Origin of the sequence: Streptomyces sp. NPDC051740 (genome assembly GCF_044453165.1) — a bacterium.
Lineage (GTDB): Bacteria > Actinomycetota > Actinomycetes > Streptomycetales > Streptomycetaceae > Streptomyces > Streptomyces atrovirens.
This window is the reverse complement of the sequence record NZ_JBITCL010000010.1, coordinates 146,232-164,025: the sequence shown is the minus strand read 5'-3', so window position 1 is coordinate 164,025 and position 17,794 is coordinate 146,232. Positions and strand designations below refer to the sequence as shown.

General features: G+C 71.1%; 14 protein-coding genes. 9 read left to right on the top strand and 5 right to left on the bottom strand.

Annotated features, from left to right (window positions below; genetic code table 11):
• Window positions 1-174 precede the first annotated feature (174 nt).
• The 4 genes from ACIA6T_RS18945 to ACIA6T_RS18930 all read right to left on the bottom strand — a co-directional run bounded on the left by ACIA6T_RS18945 (window position 175) and on the right by ACIA6T_RS18930 (window position 2,243).
• Window positions 175-573 carry a hypothetical protein gene (locus ACIA6T_RS18945; RefSeq protein ID WP_399447615.1) on the bottom strand — a complete coding sequence of 133 codons (399 nt, stop codon included), beginning with the start codon at window positions 571-573 and terminating at the stop codon, window positions 175-177.
• Window positions 570-884: a hypothetical protein gene (locus ACIA6T_RS18940; protein WP_359561550.1), complete on the bottom strand. Its 315-nt coding sequence runs from the start codon at window positions 882-884 to the stop codon at window positions 570-572. The genes ACIA6T_RS18945 and ACIA6T_RS18940 overlap by 4 nt, the downstream gene beginning before the upstream one ends.
• An 89-nt stretch (window positions 885-973) precedes the next feature.
• A complete protein-coding gene (locus tag ACIA6T_RS18935) occupies window positions 974-1,408 on the bottom strand; it encodes an ATP-binding protein (protein ID WP_399447614.1) in 435 nt (144 codons plus the stop codon).
• Between the two features lie 400 nt (window positions 1,409-1,808).
• Window positions 1,809-2,243: an Rrf2 family transcriptional regulator gene (locus ACIA6T_RS18930; protein WP_399447613.1), complete on the bottom strand. Its 435-nt coding sequence runs from the start codon at window positions 2,241-2,243 to the stop codon at window positions 1,809-1,811.
• Between the two features lie 130 nt (window positions 2,244-2,373).
• Between ACIA6T_RS18930 and ACIA6T_RS18925 the strand changes: the two genes are divergently transcribed.
• From ACIA6T_RS18925 to ACIA6T_RS18905, 5 genes are all read left to right on the top strand, one after another.
• Window positions 2,374-3,123, top strand: coding sequence for an SDR family NAD(P)-dependent oxidoreductase (locus ACIA6T_RS18925; RefSeq protein WP_399447612.1), 750 nt, complete (start codon window positions 2,374-2,376; stop codon window positions 3,121-3,123).
• A 211-nt stretch (window positions 3,124-3,334) separates the two neighbouring features.
• A complete protein-coding gene (locus tag ACIA6T_RS18920) occupies window positions 3,335-3,829 on the top strand; it encodes a hypothetical protein (RefSeq protein ID WP_399447611.1) in 495 nt (164 codons plus the stop codon).
• 33 nt (window positions 3,830-3,862) lie between these two features.
• Window positions 3,863-4,771, top strand: coding sequence for an NAD-dependent epimerase/dehydratase family protein (locus ACIA6T_RS18915; protein ID WP_399447610.1), 909 nt, complete (start codon window positions 3,863-3,865; stop codon window positions 4,769-4,771).
• A 246-nt stretch (window positions 4,772-5,017) separates the two neighbouring features.
• Window positions 5,018-5,878, top strand: a complete 861-nt coding sequence (locus tag ACIA6T_RS18910) for a helix-turn-helix domain-containing protein (RefSeq protein ID WP_399447609.1) — start codon at window positions 5,018-5,020, stop codon at window positions 5,876-5,878.
• Window positions 5,875-6,063, top strand: a complete 189-nt coding sequence (locus tag ACIA6T_RS18905) for a DUF397 domain-containing protein (protein WP_399447608.1) — start codon at window positions 5,875-5,877, stop codon at window positions 6,061-6,063. The genes ACIA6T_RS18910 and ACIA6T_RS18905 overlap by 4 nt, the downstream gene beginning before the upstream one ends.
• 64 nt (window positions 6,064-6,127) lie before the next feature.
• Here the strand turns inward: ACIA6T_RS18905 and ACIA6T_RS18900 are convergent, their stop codons facing one another.
• Window positions 6,128-7,378, bottom strand: coding sequence for a hypothetical protein (locus ACIA6T_RS18900; RefSeq protein ID WP_399447607.1), 1,251 nt, complete (start codon window positions 7,376-7,378; stop codon window positions 6,128-6,130).
• A gap of 296 nt (window positions 7,379-7,674) precedes the next feature.
• Here ACIA6T_RS18900 and ACIA6T_RS18895 point away from each other — a divergent pair, with 296 nt between their 5' ends.
• From ACIA6T_RS18895 to ACIA6T_RS18880, 4 genes are read left to right on the top strand one after another with little or no spacing between them, the layout of a single operon-like run.
• The gene (locus ACIA6T_RS18895; protein WP_399447606.1) at window positions 7,675-11,649 is read left to right on the top strand and encodes a sigma-70 family RNA polymerase sigma factor; all 3,975 of its coding nucleotides are present in this window, start codon (window positions 7,675-7,677) and stop codon (window positions 11,647-11,649) included.
• Between the two features lie 52 nt (window positions 11,650-11,701).
• On the top strand, window positions 11,702-14,830 hold the full coding sequence (locus tag ACIA6T_RS18890) for a helicase-related protein (RefSeq protein WP_399447605.1): 3,129 nt from the start codon (window positions 11,702-11,704) through the stop codon (window positions 14,828-14,830).
• Entirely contained in the window at window positions 14,827-16,677 is a 1,851-nt protein-coding gene (drmB, locus tag ACIA6T_RS18885; protein ID WP_399447604.1) for a DrmB family protein, read from the top strand. Before ACIA6T_RS18890 ends, drmB begins: the two co-directional genes overlap by 4 nt.
• Window positions 16,674-17,759: a DNA helicase gene (locus tag ACIA6T_RS18880; RefSeq protein WP_399447603.1), complete on the top strand. Its 1,086-nt coding sequence runs from the start codon at window positions 16,674-16,676 to the stop codon at window positions 17,757-17,759. The genes drmB and ACIA6T_RS18880 overlap by 4 nt, the downstream gene beginning before the upstream one ends.
• Window positions 17,760-17,794: the final 35 nt, after the last annotated feature.

The following is a 17,794-nucleotide window of genomic DNA, read 5'->3' as shown; positions in this document are numbered from 1 at the left end:
CGCCCTGCCCTCGCGTCCGCGAAAGGCGGGCCGTCGGTCATGTGTCCGTGCGTCGGCCTGAGCCGGGTTCGGCTTCCACGACATCCGTGGAAGCGGCGGTAACCACCGGTTCGTGGCTTCGGACGCCATACTGTGTGGTCGGAAAACCGAGTCCACGGGGGGCGGACAGGCCGGTCACAGGCCCATGACGACCACACGGTCCCCGCACAGCTTGCGCAGGTCGTCCTCGTCGGAGGTGAACACGGTGACCGGCCCCGGCTGTCGCAGGGCGACGGCGGCCAGGGCCGCGTCGGTGGCGCACTTGTGGCCGTGGAGGCCGGCTTCCTTGAGCAGCTCGACGGCGTCCTTGGCGATGTCCTCGGTCACCGGCTCGACGTGGATCCGGGAGAGGACCCAGTGCCAGGCCGGGAGATAGGTCCGTACGTCGTACGCCTCGATCAACGTCATCGAAGTGGTCATGACGCGGATGCCGAGCCGGTGGGCGTCCTTGATCCGGACACCCGTCCGACGCTCGCCCCGCACCCAGCGGGACAGACCTTCGCAGTCCAGAAGGTATACCGGGTTCCCCGTCACGCTGCCACCCCCGGCTGTCCCTCCGACGCGGCCTCGACCGGCTCACCGGCGGCCACCCGCTGCGCGCGGGCCAGCTCGGCATGCCTGCGCTCGATCTCCCGGCGCTCCGTCTCCGCCTCCGCCAGCTCGGCCTCGGTGGCCTCGCCGTACTCCTCTTCCCACCAGGCGACCGCTTCACCGAGCCGGTCCTGCTCCCGCCGACGCTCTATGGCCTGCGTGACATAGCGGCTGAACCCTCCGGGGCCCACCTCCGCCCGGATGGCCTCGGCGAGCTCCTCGGGAAGCGTGACGGTGTACTTCTTGGTTGCCATACCATCGACCATACCGTTCTCATCGCTGAGGGGAGACCCGAGCGACGGCGGCCTCGCCCCATCGAGCGTGTCGGCGGACATGGCGGTGTTCAGCACGCGCACTCGGCCCAGACGGTCTTGCCGCCCGGTGGATACGGCTCCGTGCCCCAGCGGTCGGCCAGGGCGGTGACGATGAGCAGGCCCCGGCCCGACTCGGCGTCCAATGGCGTGACGAAGTCCGTGACGGGGGAGGGGAACCGGTCCCCGCGGGCGTCGGTGACCGCGATGCGCAGGGCGCCGGCGGCGGGGGTGTGGGTGAGGGTCAGACGGAAGTCGCGGCCCTGGACGTGGCCGTGCAGCGCCGCGTTGGCGGCCAGCTCCGCGACGATCCGCTCCGCGCGGTCGGTGACGCCGGGTGATACCTGCCAGGTCCGCAGCTGCTCGTAGGCGAGCAGACGGGCGAGGCGGGCACCGCGCCGGGTGGACGAGAACTGCTGCGTGAACGTCCGCGCGGCGGCGGGGAGCTGTGGGGTGGTTGTGCTCATGGGGCCACCGTGGCGGGCGCGCGGGGGCGTGTTCCAGAGGAGAGCCCCGTACGTCGAGTCACCGTACGGACACATGCTGTGCGGGGTGCGAGTGTCGGGCACCCGTTCTGATGCCTGTCAGCTCGGGAAGTCCGGGGCCCCCTGGCCAGGTCCGGCGGTGCGCCGAGGCCTCCGGCGTGGCTTCGGTTTCGTCCGGCTCCGCGCGGTGATCCGTTCCGGCAGCCCGGGATCCGACATGCACCGGATCCTGGAAGGCCGCCCGGCCACGGTGAGTGCGAACCGACAAGCTGGTCCTGGAGCGGGAGATGGCGCAACTGTCTTCGGCATGACTGATCGTCAGGCTGTTCACCGGCCTGGGCATGGATGGGGATCCGGGTGATGTCAGGGCGTGCCGGGGAGGCTAGCGAGGTGTCGCGAGTACGTCCTGGAGTACGGTCTCGAGCGTGACGCGGGCCAGTTCGTGTCTCAGGGTCTCCTCGATGCCCTCGTAGATGTTCTGCATCGCCGGCTGGATGCCGTGACCCACCACGCATCCCTGGTCCGGGGTGGTGCGGTGCATGGCGAACAGCGGGCCGGGTTCCACCGCCTCGTACACGTCGAGCAGGGTCATCGACTCCAGCTCGCGCGCCAGCGACCAGCCCGCGCCCGCGCCCCGCCGGGACTCCACGAGCCCGGCCCTGCGCAGCTCGCCGAGCAGCCGTCTGATCACCACGGGGTTGGTGTTCGCACTGGTCGCGATCTGCTCGGAGGTGGCGACCTCATGGCCCTGACGTTGGTAGAGACCGATCCAGGCCAGCGCGTGGGCGGCGATGGTCAGCCTGCTGTTGGCGCTCATGGACCCCTCCTCTCGGCCGCAACGGTTCATGTTACGACGACGCAGTCGTAACAGAAAAAGTTGCAACAAGGTGTCGTAACAACTAGCGTTACAACTGTCGGGGGAAGGGCCAATCAACGAGGAGAGAAGAATGAGCAAGCCACTCACGGGCAAGGTCGCCCTGGTCACCGGGGGATCGCGCGGACTGGGAGCCGCGACCGTACGGCTGCTGGCCGAGCAGGGCGCCGACGTCGCCTTCACCTACGTCAACTCCGAGGAGCGGGCGCAGGCCGTCGTCGACGAGGTGCACGGCAAGGGAGCCAAGGCCGTCGCCCTCCAGTCCGACCAGGCGGACACGAGCCGGGCGCCGGCACTGATCGACGACGTGGTCGCGCACTTCGGCGGCCTGGACATCCTCGTCAACAACGCGGCGATCTCCGTGGCCGGCACGGTGGACGACCCGGACGCCGACACCGCCGCACTGGACCGCATGCACGCCACCAACTACCTCGGCGTGATCGCCGTCATCCGGGCCGCCTCCCGAGTGCTGCGCACGGGCGGCCGCATCATCACGGTGAGTTCCGGACTGGGCTCCCGGGTCGGCGCCCCCGGCCTCGCCGACTACGCGGCGACCAAGTCCGGGATCGAGAGGTACACCATGGGCGTCGCACGCGACCTCGGGCCCCGGAACATCACGGCCAACGTCGTGGAGGCCGGACTGATGGAGGGCGGCATGGAACCGCCGGACCCCGAGACCCTCAAGACCCTGGTCGGCTCGCTGTCCCTGCAACGCATGGGGCACCCCGACGAGATCGCCGCGGCGATCGCCTTCCTCGCGAGCCCCGCCGCGTCGTACGTCACGGGCGCGGTGCTGGACGCCCACGGCGGCTACAACGCCTGAACCGAAACCCCTGCCACGCGCCCCGAAGGACATCGCGCCTTCGGGGCGCACGCACCGCCGACGACCCGCGCGTGCGTGGACGACTCCCCTCCCCACGCGCGCGGCAATTTTTGCCATAGCGGCAAGGCGCCTTCGTGAATCGGCACGGCGGCGCGGACGCTGGTTCCCGAGCGCCCCTGACCGCAGGGGGGTAGGTACGAGAGGGCAACCGATGACCAGCAGTGACACAGCCGCAGCCGCTGCGGGCCGGCCCGACGAGCAGGACTCCGAGTCGTCCGCCCGCTTGGCCGCCGTGCGCCAGGTCGCCAGTCGGTTCACCGGGACGTACGGCCTGACGCAGGTCGACCCCGAGTTCGGTCTGCTCTTCGCCGAGACCGTGGAGGTCTGGCACAGCTTCGACCACGAGACCGTGTCACTTCCCGGCAAGGAGTTCGCGGGTGCGATGCTGCGGATGCTCCGTGCGACCGCCGACCTCGTGAGAAACCACGCCGACCGCATCTGGTCCCTCCACGTCGACCACCACGGCTTCGCTCTGGCCGCCACCGCTTCGGGCGAACTGGAGAACGGCACCCCGGTGCGCATCTCACGTTGCCTCCAGGTGACGGTCCACGAGGGGCGCATCACTCGCATCTGCGAGTTCGGCGACCGACAGCAGCGCCTGCCGCTGGATGAAGCCCTGCGTGCCGCAGGCCGCTTCCGCAGCTGACACCCCATCACCCCGACATCGTCAGGAGTCATCATGGACGTCTTTCTCACAGGTGCCGGCGGCTATATCGGCGGAGCTGTGGCCCGTCGTCTGATCCGCGAGGGGCACACGGTGCGCGGCTTGACCCGTACGCCCGGCGTGGTCGACGCTCTCGCCGCCGCCGGCATCGAACCGGTCGTCGGGGACCTCGACGACGCGGCGCTGCTCAAGCGAGAGGCCGACCGCGCCGACGCGGTCGTCAACGCCGCTCACAGCGACCACCGCGGCGCTGTGGCCGCCTTCGTCGACGCCCTGCGGGGTTCGGGCAAGGTGTTGATCCACACCAGCGGGACCAGCGTCATCGGTGACGATGCCCAGGGCCGGTACGAATCCGAGGTGGTCTTCGACGACGCGAAGCCTTTCAGTCCGGGGGACCACGAGATCCGGCGGGCCCGGTACGCCATCGACCGCTCCGTCGTCGATGCCGGTGCGGCGGGAGTGCGTTCGGTGGTGCTGTGCAACTCACTGATCTACGGCAACGGCACGGGACCGCGCCCGCAGACCGTGCTGATCCCGCCGTTGGTCACCCAGGCCCGGGCCGGCAGGACCGTCCGCGTCGTCGGACGCGGCCTGAACCGCTGGTCGACGGTGCACCTCGATGACATGGCCGACCTGTATCACCTGGCGCTCACCGACCCCGCGGCCACGGGCTTCTACTTCGTGGAGGGCGGCGAGGACGCCTCGTTCGCCGAGATCGGTGAGGCGATCGCCCGTCGGCTGGGTCTGGGGCCGGTGGAGCCGTGGGATCTGGGTTCCGCTGCCGCCGTGTGGGGGGAGGGCTTCTCCCGGTACGCCCTCGGCGCCAACAGCCGCGTACGTGCCACCCGGGCCCACGACCTCGGCTGGCGCCCCTCGCGCCCGTCGATCACGAAGTGGATCGAGCAGGAAATGCCCTTGCCCTGAGGCGGTCGGTGCGTCGGTGGTGTGGTGGCGCGGTCAAGGGTGGGGCCGGGAGTTCGCCTCCAGGGCGAAAGATCCCTTCCGGTTGCGGACACGCGGCTCTCGCGTGAGCGTCCATGCGGGGCACATCCCCGTACGGTGCGACACCGTACGGGGATGACGGGTGGGTTGTACGAGTGTCCTCTTGGCTGCTCCCGGCGTTTTCCATCAGAGGGACCCGGTGTGCGCGAACCTGGAGGTGGGCCTCGGATGACGACCGACCATGTGGAGCCGGCGGTGCCGGGCGGGGAGTGCGAACGGGAACCGGATCCGTCGGACAGCCTGCGGACGTTCGGGGCCGTCGTGCAGGCGCTGCGGGAGCACGCGGGGCTGAGCAGGGTGCAGTTCGGGGAGCTGGTCCGGTACTCCAAGCACACGGTGGAGTCGGTGGAGTTGGGGCGGCGGATACCGGACGCGTCCTTCGTGGAGCGGGCGGAGGAGGCGCTGGGGAACACGGGGGCGCTGCGGCACTCGGCGCGGTTTCTGACGCGGGGGGATGCGGGGCTGGCGGCCTGGTTTCGGCAGTGGGCCAGGCTGGAGCGTACGGCGGTGAGTCTGTGCACGTATGAGTGTCGGCTGATTCCTGGACTGTTGCAGTCGGAGGGGTACGTACGGACTCTCTGCGAGAACGAGATTCCACCCTTGTCGGATGATGTTCTGGAGACCACCGTCCAGGTGCGCATGGAGCGTCAGCAACTGCTCCGCGAACATCCCAACACGACGTTCGACTTCGTCATCGAAGAGGCCGTTCTCATGCGCCGCTTGGGAGGGACGCAAGTCACGGCGGAGCAGCTCGATCTCATCCTTGAGCTCGGCCTTCTGCGCAACGTCACCGTTCAGGTCATGCCTGCGGACAGCGAGCAGCATGCATGCCTTTCGGGGCCTGTACGACTGCTGGAGATGCCGGACGGCCGCTGGCGGGCGTACTCCGAGGGCCAGGAGAACGGCCGCTTGATCGCTGGCCCGAAAGAGGTGAGCCGCATCCATATGCGCTATGCAAGACTGCGTTCGCAGGCACTTTCCCCGAAGGACTCCGTGGGCCTGCTGATGCGGATCGGAGGAGCGCTATGAACACGTCCGAACTCGGTTGGTTCAAGTCCAGCTACAGCAGCGCACAGGGCGACGACTGCGTGGAGGTCGCTGTCACGGAGCGGGTCGTCCACGTACGGGACTCCAAGGATGTGGCCCGACGGCCGTTTGCCGTAGAACGTGAGGGCTGGGTGCGCTTCGTGGGCTTCGCGGCGGCGCGGGACTGACGGAGGTCGGCTGTGGAGTGGGCGGTTGATGGCTCGCCCCACGATGTGGGCGGTCGACGCTCACTCAGCCTTCCTCGTCGCGTTCTTTTTCGTTCCCGCGCAGGCGGCGTGCTCGCTCGGCGATCTCGCTGGAGAGCCTGCCCTTGACCGAGCCGGCCCGGTTGAGGGTCTCGTTGCCGAGGCTTCTGGCGACATCGACGCCCTTCGCCCCTGTCTCAAGCGCCTTGTCCTTCACCTCCGCCGCCGCTTCCACCCATCGTCTCGCCTCCGACGACTGGCGACCGGACTCGATCCCGAGCCGTACGTGAAAGTCATGGACGCCGGTCACCACATGGTTGCTCGACTGGACCACAGCCGGGGACTTGGCCGGGTACAGCAACACCTTCGCGTTGGCAGTGTCGGCAGCCGAGTTCATCCGGGCCACCAGGCGTTCGGTGCTCCGTGAGATGAGATCCAGCCGGTTCTGTCGGGCAGCCCGAAGCCCGAGGCGGTGCTGGTCCAGCTGATCCGGATTCGCGTCCAGAACTCGGTCGAGTTCAAGCACGGCGATCGAGTCCTGCAGTTGGAAGCAGCGAGCCAGAACAGCGAGCCACTCCCGAACCTTGGGCTCCACTTCCTTGACCGTCGTGGCGAGATCGCCGATCTTGGGCTTTTTCTCCAGCTTCTCCGCGAGGGCGTCGAGTTGACGCAGTGCGTACGCCTGGGTTTCCGCGATCGTCGTCGGCGCGGTCTGTACCTTCGACCACGTGACCTCGGAGACTAGGCCCACCTGCTCTCGGATGGTCATGGTCTCCTCGATCACGAGGTCCATTCCGATCATGCGGGACAGCACAGCGTCCTTCTGAGCGCGGAGCACGTCGTCGACCTTCTCGTCGATCGTGGCGAGGTAGTCGGTGATCTCGTCCATGGTCTGCTGCATCGAGAGCTGCGCCATGACCCCCGCGACACCAGCCAGACGTGCAGGGCTGGTCAGGAACGAGCCGGCCCCCTTCTCGACCTGGAGCCAATTCTTGATCGAGCCGGGTTTTCCCACCATCGCATGGCTGACACCTGGCGTCTTGCTTTGCATCAGCCCGAACTTCTTGACACGCTCCGCGGACTCTTTGGTCAGCTTCACCCAGCGACCCGAGTCGGCGGCAATGTCCGAACCCGCCTGCGCGACCGCAGCCCCGGTACCGAAGACGGACTTGAGCCGTTGCACCCCGAGGTCCTTCGACGGCAATACCTCCGAGGCGAGGAACCGTTCGACATCCGTCGCATTCCCAATGACTGCGAGTCCATCACCGTCACTGATCAGCTGAATCTCGTTGCTCATCGCCTGCTCCTGAAGAGGCTTGTCGCAGTGGGGAGTAGTCGGGATGCACGCGGCGATCGCCGTGCAGGGACCGGGGTAAACCTCACTCGCTGCTTCCCCCTTGTACGCGTCCCGCCCTGCCCCTGACGGACAGGACCCCCTCACGTGTCGCTGCGCCCACCCATCGTGACAGAGGGGAAGCGGCGGCAGGCGAAACCGTACACGAAGGGCGATCAAATCGATAGGTGACAGTACGTTGACATCATCAACGTGTAGGGCCTAGCGTGGGTGGTCGAGGGAAGTTTAGAGGTGAACTAATGGTGCAGTGGTCTGCGGTCGACGCCGGATCGTCCGGTCTGCGTGCGGCGCTCGGTGAGGTGCTGGCGCGGCTGCGGCGCGCGGCCGTGGACGGTGTCGTCCCGGAGCACGTCTTCGCCGAGAGCGTGCGGGCGCTCGCCCTGGGGGACGCCGAGCGGGAACGGCTGCGTCAGGAGCTGGCCCGGCTGGGGCTGCCCGTGAGGGAATTGCAGATGCACACAGGGGGTGACCAGCGGGGCGGTGAAAAGGTTGCACGGGATCGTGCGGAAAATGTGTTCCCCCGCCTGTCGCTCGTACAGAACCTGCTGAACCGCTACGCGGACGCCGACGGGTACGTGACCCCGAGAGTCGTGGACGGAGTGATCCGGCTCGCCGGGCTCGGCGCGCACGAGGCCGCTCAGCTCCGTGCGAGGGCTCTGGTGCGGGACCCGGAGGGGGAGCCGGACGCCGGGAACGGGGAGGGGACCGACGAGCCGGACGCGTCCGACGGCGCGAAGGACGCCGAAGCCGAGGCGCCGGGTCCGGCGGAGGACGCGTCCGCGGGGGACGTGTCACGAGGGGACCTCGCGGAGTCGGTGGCCGCGGCGCACGCCGTCCTGGACACCGACCGACGGGTGCGGCGCCCCGGCAGCCGGTTGCTGAGCGCGCAGGCAGAGGTCGGCCTGGCCGTACTGCTGCGGGGCGGACCGGACCGTATCGCGCGGGAACCGGACGAGGACGAACTGAAGGCCCTCCCTCCCGAAGACCTCAGAATCCGTGCCCGGGACTGCCTCGTGGTGCACAACCAGCGGCTCGTGCACTCCCTGGCGCGGCCCTACCAGGACCAGGGGCTCGACTACGAGGACCTCCTCCAGCACGGTTTCCTCGGTCTGCTCAGGGCGGCGCGGAAGTTCGACCCGACCATGGGCAACAAGTTCTCCACCTACGCCACCTGGTGGATCCGGCAGTCCATCACCCGGGCCATCGCCGACGAGGGCGCGCTGATCCGCGTCCCGGTGCACATGCACGAACAGATGCGGAAGGTGGCCAGGGCCGAACGCGCGCTCGCGGCCGAGGGGCGGCGTGCGGGCGACGCCGATGTCGCGGTGCGGTGCGACATGACCCTGCAGAAGGTGCAGGAGATCCGGAAGCTCACCCGGCGCACCGACTCCCTGGACCGCGTCATCGGCGACGGCGCCACCCTGGCGGACTTCGTGGCGGAGACCCATGTCCTGCCGTCGGTGGAGCGGCAGGTGGTGGGAGCCCTGTTCGCGGAGGACGTCCTGGCCGTGGTGGACACGTTCACCGAACGGGAGGCGCGGATCCTCGTGCGGCGGCTCGGGCTCGACGGGGACGAACCCTCGACCCTGGACGACCTCGGACGTGAGTTCGGCGTCACCCGCGAACGCATCCGGCAGATCGAGGGCAAGGTCCGGCCCGTGCTGCGGGAGCGGGTGCGCGAGGCGGGACTGGTCGGCCTGGACGCCGCGTGCGAGAAGGCCGAGCGCGCGGCGGAACGCGCCGCCGAGGCCAAGCGGGCGGCACGGATCGCCCGCGCCACCCACGCGGCCCGCACCGCCCGGGCCCGGATCGCCCTGCGCAAGGCCAGGGCGGAGCGACTCGCCCGGGCCGCCGGGGAGTGGACGGAGGCGGCTGCGACTGCGGCTTCGGCGTCCACCCCGGTGGTGGGGGAGACGGAGCCGAACGGTGACACGCCGATCGTCGAGGCGGAGATCGCGGTGCCCGTGATCCCCCGGGAGGACGCCCGTGCAGGGGCGCTCACGGACACCGATGAGGCCGTGGACACCACGGCGCCGGACGTCGTCGCCGCCGACTGGGGGCGCGCCTGCCGGATGTCGGAGGAACCCGTCGACCACCTCTGGTGGCTCGCCGACTACGCACGTGCGGCGCTGGGGGACGACGGTCTGGCGGCGGTGCTGGGGCAGCCGGCTGCCGACGCGGTGGTGCGGGACGCCCGCAGCGGCGGATACCTCTCGCGTCCGGTGCTGACCGCGCTGGAAGTGCTGCGCCGGGTCTTCGACGCCCTGGTGGCCGCCGGGCGGCGGCCGGAGGACTTCTTCGACCGCCCCGCCGAAGCGCTCGTCGGGGCGACGCCCCGTGCCTATCTCGTACGCAGCCCTCTGGTGGACCGCGAGTCGCGGCTGGCCGTACGGGACTCCCTGCGGGAGTTCCTCGCCGTGGCGGCGAAATCGCCGGAGCCCGAGAGCGGGCAGGTGCCGGAGCCCGAGCGCGGGCAGGTGCCGGAGCCCGAGCGCGGGCAGGTGCCGGAGCCCGAGGTCACGCAGGTGTCCGGCTCCGAACCGGCATCGGTACCGGAGACGGGACGACCGGCGGAGACCGCCGGCCCGGCCGGTGCGCCGCAGACCACCGCCGACTGGGACAAGGCCCTGACGCTGACGCGGCCACCGCTGGGCGGAGGAGTGACCTGGCTCGCCGGGTACGCTCTGCTCGCCCTGGGACATCTGCAACTGTCCGTACTGCTCGGCTCCTCCGTCACGGACGCGGTGGTGCGCGCCGCGCGGCAGCGGGGGACGCTCGACCGGCCCGTGGTCGAAGCCCTGGAAGTCCTGGAGAAGGTTCTCGACTCCGTCAAGAACGCGGGACTGCGGCCCGAGCACTTCTTCGAGCGGCCCGCCGGAGCGTTGGCCGGGGCCACTCCCCGGGCGTACCTGGCCACAAGACCACTGGTGAACGCCGAGTCGCGCCTCGCCGTCGGTGCCGCCCTCGCGGAGTTCGTCGCGGCGCGCCCGCCACGGACGGTTCCCGCATCCGGGAACGGCGGCGCCGGTGCGAGTACGGTCGCGGAGCAGGCGGCCGACACGGCAAGCGGGCGCCCGGCGCCCTCTCCCGCTCCTTCCACGCCGGTCGAGCCGCAGTCGGCCGACACCGAGCCGCGGTCGTCCGGCACGGAGCCGCGGTCGTCCGGCACGGAGCCGCGGTCGGCCGGTACCGAGCCGCGGTCGTCCGGTACCGAGCCGCGGTCGGCCGGTACCGAGCCGCGGTCGGCCGGTACCGAGCCGCAGTCGTCCGGCACGGAGCCGCAGTCGTCCGGCACGGAGCCGCAGTCGTCCGGCACGGAGCCGCAGTCGTCCGGCACGGAGCCGCAGTCGTCCGGCACCGAGCCGTCGCTCGCCGAGGTCCGCGCCCGGCACGAGGCCCGGATCGCCCTGCTGACGCAGGAGAACGAGCTTCGGCTGGACCAGGAACGGCGCCGTGCCGACGAGCGTGTCGCGGCCGTACGGGCCGAGGCCGAGCGACAGCTCGACGCGTGGGAAGAGGTGCTGCTGCACCGTGCGGACCGGTCCCGGGACCGGCGTGAGAAGCAGGTGCGGCGCCAGGCCGAGGAGCACCTCGCGCGTCTGGAGGAGCAGCACCGCGAGTCCTACGAGGCAGTGCTGCGCCGGGCCGAGCGTGCGGAAGAGGCCGCCCGGGAGACGGCCGACACCGGACAGCGGGCGGACGAGCTGGAGCAGAGGCTGCGCGACTACCGCGAGGGTGCCGAGGCACGCATCGGGGACCTCGAGGCACGGCTGGGCGAGGCCCGGGCGGAGGCCGCCGAGCGTGAACGCGCCGCCGGGGCGAGGGTCGCCGAGCTGGAGACCCGCCTACGGAAGGCCGAGACGACCGCCGACGAGCGGGAGCGTGCCGCCGCGTCGGCGCGGGAGGAGTACCGCGAGGGTGCCCGACTGCGCGTCGCCGAGGTGGAGGCACGCCTGCGGGAGGCCGAAGCGGCCGTCGCCCAGCGGGACCTGTTCGTCGAGGCGGCCCGGCGGCGAGCCGAGGAGGCCGAGCAGGAGGCGGCCCGGCGCATCGCACAGAGCGAGCACGACGCCTGGCTCCGCGTCACCGACCTGCAGACGCAACTCGGCGAGACGCAGAGGCAACTCAGCGAGGTACAGGCACAACTGGCCGCGGCCCAGGAAGCGGCCGACCGCGGTCGTGGCTCCCTCCGGGACCGCTGGCGCCGCTCCTGAATCCGCCGGCCACCCACCCGCCCCCTCCCCTCTCATGAACACCAGGAATCCCATGGACCCCAGACAGGAACTCGTCTCCTACCTGCGGCGGCAACTCGTCGGCCCGGTCGACGGCGACGACGAGACGCTCGACGCACCACCCGACCGGCAGTACCTCATGGGCACCCTCTACCCGCAGGAAGCCGACCTGCAGGGGCAACTGGACCTTGCCAGGGAGGAGTTCGACGGGGCCGGCACCGAGCGGGGGGCCGAGGACACCGCGCCGGCGGGCGACCCCGTGCCGGAGTCGAACTCCTGGCTGCCGTCGTCCCTCGGATTCAGCTTCTACACCGACGCCGAGACCCTCGAGGTCGAGTGCTCCGCCGCCCGCTACCGCACTCGGTCGCGCAGCGACCAGCGCGGCCGGACGTGGCAGCGGATCGCGATACCGGCCGAGACACACCTCCTCGGCCCGGACCGGGACCAGGTCTCCGTCCTGGACGCACGAGCCGAACTGCGCCTCACGCGACGTGACTTCGGCAACGGCAAGCTCGTCACCGTCGCCCTCGTCAACGCCGCCCGGTACGACTCCGCGCTCGGCAGGAGCGCCCACTGGGACGGCATGCTGTTCCAGGTGGAGCTGCGGGCCCGGCCCGTCGACGGGCGGGTGCTCCAGTATCCGAGTGTGCGTCTGGCCAGCAGGGACCCGGAGGAACAGGAACTGCGCCTGCAGTACCGGCATGTGCGCACCCACGCCGTCGGCCACGGGTGCGCCGTCGAGGAACTGCGGGACGGCGACGACCGGACGGTGACGGGACTGCGGGCGGCCGTCATGCCCGAGGCGGAGGTCACGGGCGTACGGGCCGCCGGACTCACCGACACCCCCGTGCTCAGCCTCGCCCACCTCGCCGACCCGGCTGTCTCCGTCGACCAACTCCGTGAAGAGCTCTTCGAGTTCGCCTCCGCGTACCGGGCCTGGTACGTCGGTCAGCTCAACACCGAGGTGCCCGAGTGGGGCCGTGAGGCGGCCGAGCGCGTCCTCGGACGGATCGGCACCGCGGTCTCCCGCATCGAGTCCGGCGTCCGCACCCTCTGCGACCCCCGACGCCCCGAACTGCTGCACGCCTTCCGGGCCGCCAACCGCGCCATGGCCCTGCAGATGCGCCACTCCGCGGCCGACCTCGCCGGCACCCGACGCCCCCGCCGCGACAACGGCGTACCGCCGGACCCGCAGCCGTACGCGGACGCCACCTGGCGCCCCTTCCAGCTCGCGTTCTTCCTGCTGGCCGTCGACGGTGCCGTCGACCCCCGGCACCCGGACCGCGCCGTCACGGACCTCATCTGGTTCCCGACCGGTGGCGGCAAGACCGAGGCGTACCTGCTGCTGGCCGCGTTCGTCATGGTGCTGCGCCGGGGCGGACCCGACGGCGGAGGCACCGCCGTGCTCAGCCGGTACACGCTCAGCCTGCTGACCACACAGCAGTTCCAGCGCGCCGCGACGACCGTGTGCGCCCTGGAGTCCATGCGCCGGGCCGACCCGGCCACCTACGGCGAGGAGCCGTTCTCCATCGGGCTGTGGGTCGGTGAGACCACCACCGCGAACAGCTACGACAAGGCGCGCCGCGACTTCGAGAACGCGCGCGAGGCCGCCACCCCGGACGACGTGTTCATCCTCGACCGCTGCCCGTGGTGCGGCACGCGCGTCCTGCCCGCCCACAAGTCGCCCGACATCGGCGACTACGGGGTGCGTGCCGCCGCCGACTCCTTCGCCTTCTTCTGCCCCAGGGACGAGTGCCTCTTCCACGACGAACTGCCCGTCGCCGTCGTGGACGACCACCTGTACGACCGTCCGCCCACCTTCGTCCTCGGCACCGTCGACAAGTTCGCCCGCCTCGCCTGGGAGCCGCGTGCGGGACGGCTCTTCGGTGCCGGCACCGGCAACCGGCCGCCGTCCCTCGTCATCCAGGACGAACTGCACCTGCTCACCGGCCCGCTCGGCACCACCGTCGGCCTCTACGAGTCCGCCGTCCTCGGCCTGTGCGCCGCGCCGGACGGCACCGGGCCCAAGGTCGTGGCGTCCACCGCCACCATCCGCCGCTCCGGCGAGCAGGTCCGCGCCCTCTACGGGGGAGACGTCCAGCTCTTCCCGCCCGCCGGACTCGACGCCCGCCACTCCTACTTCGCCGAACCCGACACCTCCCGGCCGGGCCGCCGCTACGTCGGCGTCATGGCCCAGGGGCACACCGCCGGCCGTGCCTCCGTCGCCACCGCCGCCGCCCTGCTCCAGGGCGCCTGGGAACTTCCCGAGGAACACCGGGACGCCTACTGGACGCTCGTCGCCTACCACCACAGCCTGCGCGAACTGGGCCGCACGGTCACCGCCGCCGCCGACGACATCCCCGCCCAGCTCGCCGGACTCGACACCGGCAGCGGCGTACGCCCCCTGCCGGACCAGCAGGTCGAGGAACTCACCAGCAACCTGCCGCGCTCCGAGCAGCCCGTGCTCCTCGACCGGCTGGAGAAGAGCTGGGACGACGCGAGGTCGGTGTCCTTCCTGCCCTGCACCAACATGCTGTCCGTCGGCGTCGACGTGAAGCGGCTCGCACTGATGCTGATGCAGGGGCAGCCCAAGACGACCGCCGAGTACATCCAGGCCACCAGCCGTGTGGGCCGCCACGCCGTGCCCGGACTCGTGGTGACCTTCTTCAACGCCACCCGCCCCAGGGACCGTTCGCACTACGAGACCTTCGACGTGTACCACCGCGCGCTCTACCGGCACGTCGAGCCGACCAGCGTCACCCCCTGGTCCGTGCCCTCCCGCCGCCGCGCCCTGCACGCCGTGCTCGTCGTCCTCGTACGGCACCGGCTCGGACTGGCGGCCGAGAACCAGGCCGGGCGGATCCTCGACCGGACGACCGAAGTGGAAGCCCTCGTCGACGAGTTGGCCACCCGGGCCGAAACTGTCGAACCGGGGACCGGCGAGGAGGTGCGCAAGGAGCTCGCCGGGCTGCTCGCCGAGTGGGAGGACCTAGCGCGCCAGGCCCGCAAGGACGGCCGCGAGCTGTACTACCGAGGCCAGGGCAAGGGCCAGTCCAACCTCATCAAGAGCTTCGAGCAGGTCCACGGCCTGTGGGAGACACCCAACTCGATGCGCAACGTCGACCGGGAATGCCAGGTGACAGTGAAGGGAGCCGACCTGTGAGCCGCACACTCCGGGTACGTCAGTCGCAGACCGTGGTGCCCTTCGGGGTAGGGGCCGTCTTCGACATCCAGGGCGAGTCGTTCGTCGCCACCGGCATCGGCGACTGGCCGTCCCGCGGCAGGCAGCCCATCGGCTCGCCCCGGCTCGCGGACCGCCTCGGCGTCTCCGGCTTCTACGCCGCGCCCGCCGCCGCGGGCGACCGCTTCGACGTCGCCGACGCGCCCGGAGCGCCGTACATCCGCTTCCCCTCCTGGCTGTTCTGCGGTGCCTGCCGGCGGATGAAGCGGTGGCGGATCGCCGACGAGAAGCGCGGCCAGGCACCGCGCTGCCCCTCCTGCTCTCCCGCGCGGACGCTGGCACCGATGCGGTTCGCGCAGATCTGCCAGGCCGGTCACCTCGGCGACGTCGACTGGTGGTTCTGGGCGCACTCGCGGCGCGACGGGGGCGAACGCCGTCAGTGCGGGGAACGCGAGAAGCTGCGCTTCCTCGTCTCCGAACGGGCCTCCGGCCTCGAAGCGCTCTCCGTCGCCTGCACCGCCAAGGGCTGCGGAGCCGTCCGGGACCTGCTCGACATCCTCGGCACCCACGGTATGCGCTGCTCGGGACGGAACCCCTGGCAGCGTGCCGGCGAAGCCGTCGAGTGCCCGCGCCCGGTGCAGATCGTGCAGCGGACCGCCGGCAACCTCTACTACCCGATCGTGCACTCCGCGCTCGACATCCCCGAGACCGACGTCCCCGCGCACGCCGACGACGCGTTCGCGGACCAGGTCCGCGAACACCACCTCTGGGTGTCGCTGTGCCGCGACCCCGCCTCGCCCCGTGCCGCCCTGTTCCGGCAGATGATCCAGGAGGACACGGGGGCCGACGACGGTCTGTTGGACGCACTCCTGGCCGAGGAGACGGGCGGTACGAGCCCTGCCGTCACGGCTGCCGCACCCGACGGCCCCGCACGGCCCGACCTGAGCCGGGAGGAATGGGCCGCGTTCACGGCACCCGCCCCGCCCGCCACCCGTGACTTCGCCCTGCGCGGGACCACGCTCGGCCTGGTCGGCGAGACCGACGAACCCTGGGCCGGCCTCGCGAGCCGCTTCGGCCGCGTCGTCCTCGCCGACCGGCTCCGCGAGGTCCGCGCCCTGTCCGGCTTCACCCGGGTCTCCCCGGACGCCGCCGTCGTCCCCGCCGACACCTCGCGCCGGCTGAAGTGGCTGCCCGCCGTCGAGGTCTTCGGCGAGGGCGTCTTCCTCACCCTCGACCACGGCGCGCTGAAGGACTGGGAGGAGGACCCGGACGTACGCGGACGCGTCAAGGGCATGCGGGCCGACCTCGACCGCTCCTTCCAGAAGGACCGTCTGCGGAACGTGACCGGTCCCGAACTCTCCCCGCGCTTCGTCCTGTTGCACACCCTGGCCCACCTCCTCATCCGCCAGCTGTCCTTCGAGTCCGGCTACACGACGGCGAGCCTGCGCGAACGGATCTACGCCCGCCCCGAACAGGACCAGTACGGCATCCTCGTCTACACCGCCGCCGGGGACGCCGAAGGCACCCTCGGCGGACTGGTCCGCCAGGGCGAACCGCCGCGGCTGGCCGAAACACTGCTGCGGATGACCGAGTCCGCCGCCTGGTGCTCCGCCGACCCGCTGTGCGCCGAACACTCCGGGCAGGGCTTCGGCAACCTCAACCGGGCCGCCTGCCACGCCTGCGCCCTCCTCCCGGAGACCAGCTGTGAGGCCGGCAACAGCCTCCTGGACCGGGCCCTCGTCGTCGGCGGCGAACGGGTTCCCGGCTACCTGCAGTCGATCGTCACCGCCGCCCGCGCCGCCGCGGCGGGCGCCCTGGAGCAGCAGTGACCCTCACCTACCTCGACCTCGACCCCGACCAGCGGTCCGGCCTCGACGGACTCCCCTTCGACGGCAACCACCTGGTCGGCGGACCGCCGGGCAGCGGCAAGAGCGTGCTGGCCGCGCAGCGCGCCGCCATGCTCGCCCTCACCGGCACCCCGGTGGTCCTGCTGACCTACTCCAACCTGCTGCGCCAGTCGCTCGCCGGCACGGTGCACGCACTGGGCCCCGCGGACCGCTCGGTGCGCGTCATGACCGCACACCGCTGGCTCGCCGACTGGTACGGCGCCACACCGCCCGGCGGCGGCGACGGCTGGTACGACTGGGACGCCCTCCACAACCGTGCCGCCGACACCGCACCGGCCGTCGGGCCCACCCTGGTCATCGACGAAGGGCAGGACCTGCCCCCGGAGTTCTACCTGCTCTGCCGCATGCTGGGGGCCCGTACGACCGTCTTCGCGGACCAGTGCCAACGGCTCACCGACACCAACTCCACCCTCGACGAGATCGCCCGCAACCTCGGCCGGTGCACCCGCCACGAACTCGCCGGCAATCACCGCAACACCGAGCAGATCGCGTCCTTCGCGGCCCACTTCCACACCGGTGCCGGCACGCCGGTCCTGCCCGGCCGCCAGGGACCGGTGCCACGCCTGCACCGCTTCCACGAGCGGGGCGTAGCGGACCTGCTCGTCCTGCTCGCCGAGACCCAGCCCAAGAAGAGCATCGGAGTGATCGCCGCCACCAAGCACACCCAGTTCTCCCTGCTCGGCAGCGTCCAGAACCGCGCGCCACGCCTGAAGCCCCAGCTGTACACGTCCGAGTCCAAGGGCGGTCAGTACCGCAACCTCGACCTGGGCCGGCCCGGCATCGTGATCGTGCACCGCCGCAGCGCCAAGGGGCTCGGCTTCGACACGGTCGTCATCCCCGACACACACGCGGACGCGGGTACGGACCCCACCTCCGCCGCCCTGCGCATGTCGTACTACGTGATGGCCACCCGCGCACGGCAGGAACTCCACCTCGGCTACGAGGGGGAGTCCGAGCCACCTCTCCTGGCCCAGGTGAATCGCGGGGAACTGCAACGAGGGTAGAACGGTCCGTGAGAGCGTGCAGGATTTGCCGAGCG

Bases quoted from the DNA above. Each gene is read 5' to 3' on its own strand.
- ACIA6T_RS18940 (WP_359561550.1), bottom strand. From the start codon at position 884: ATGGCAACCAAGAAGTACACCGTCACGCTTCCCGAGGAGCTCGCCGAG.
- ACIA6T_RS18935 (WP_399447614.1), bottom strand. From the start codon at position 1,408: ATGAGCACAACCACCCCACAGCTCCCCGCCGCCGCGCGGACGTTCACG.
- ACIA6T_RS18930 (WP_399447613.1), bottom strand. From the start codon at position 2,243: ATGAGCGCCAACAGCAGGCTGACCATCGCCGCCCACGCGCTGGCCTGG.
- ACIA6T_RS18925 (WP_399447612.1), top strand. From the start codon at position 2,374: ATGAGCAAGCCACTCACGGGCAAGGTCGCCCTGGTCACCGGGGGATCG.
- ACIA6T_RS18920 (WP_399447611.1), top strand. From the start codon at position 3,335: ATGACCAGCAGTGACACAGCCGCAGCCGCTGCGGGCCGGCCCGACGAG.
- ACIA6T_RS18915 (WP_399447610.1), top strand. From the start codon at position 3,863: ATGGACGTCTTTCTCACAGGTGCCGGCGGCTATATCGGCGGAGCTGTG.
- ACIA6T_RS18910 (WP_399447609.1), top strand. From the start codon at position 5,018: ATGACGACCGACCATGTGGAGCCGGCGGTGCCGGGCGGGGAGTGCGAA.
- ACIA6T_RS18905 (WP_399447608.1), top strand. From the start codon at position 5,875: ATGAACACGTCCGAACTCGGTTGGTTCAAGTCCAGCTACAGCAGCGCA.
- ACIA6T_RS18900 (WP_399447607.1), bottom strand. From the start codon at position 7,378: ATGAGCAACGAGATTCAGCTGATCAGTGACGGTGATGGACTCGCAGTC.
- ACIA6T_RS18895 (WP_399447606.1), top strand. From the start codon at position 7,675: ATGGTGCAGTGGTCTGCGGTCGACGCCGGATCGTCCGGTCTGCGTGCG.
- ACIA6T_RS18890 (WP_399447605.1), top strand. From the start codon at position 11,702: ATGGACCCCAGACAGGAACTCGTCTCCTACCTGCGGCGGCAACTCGTC.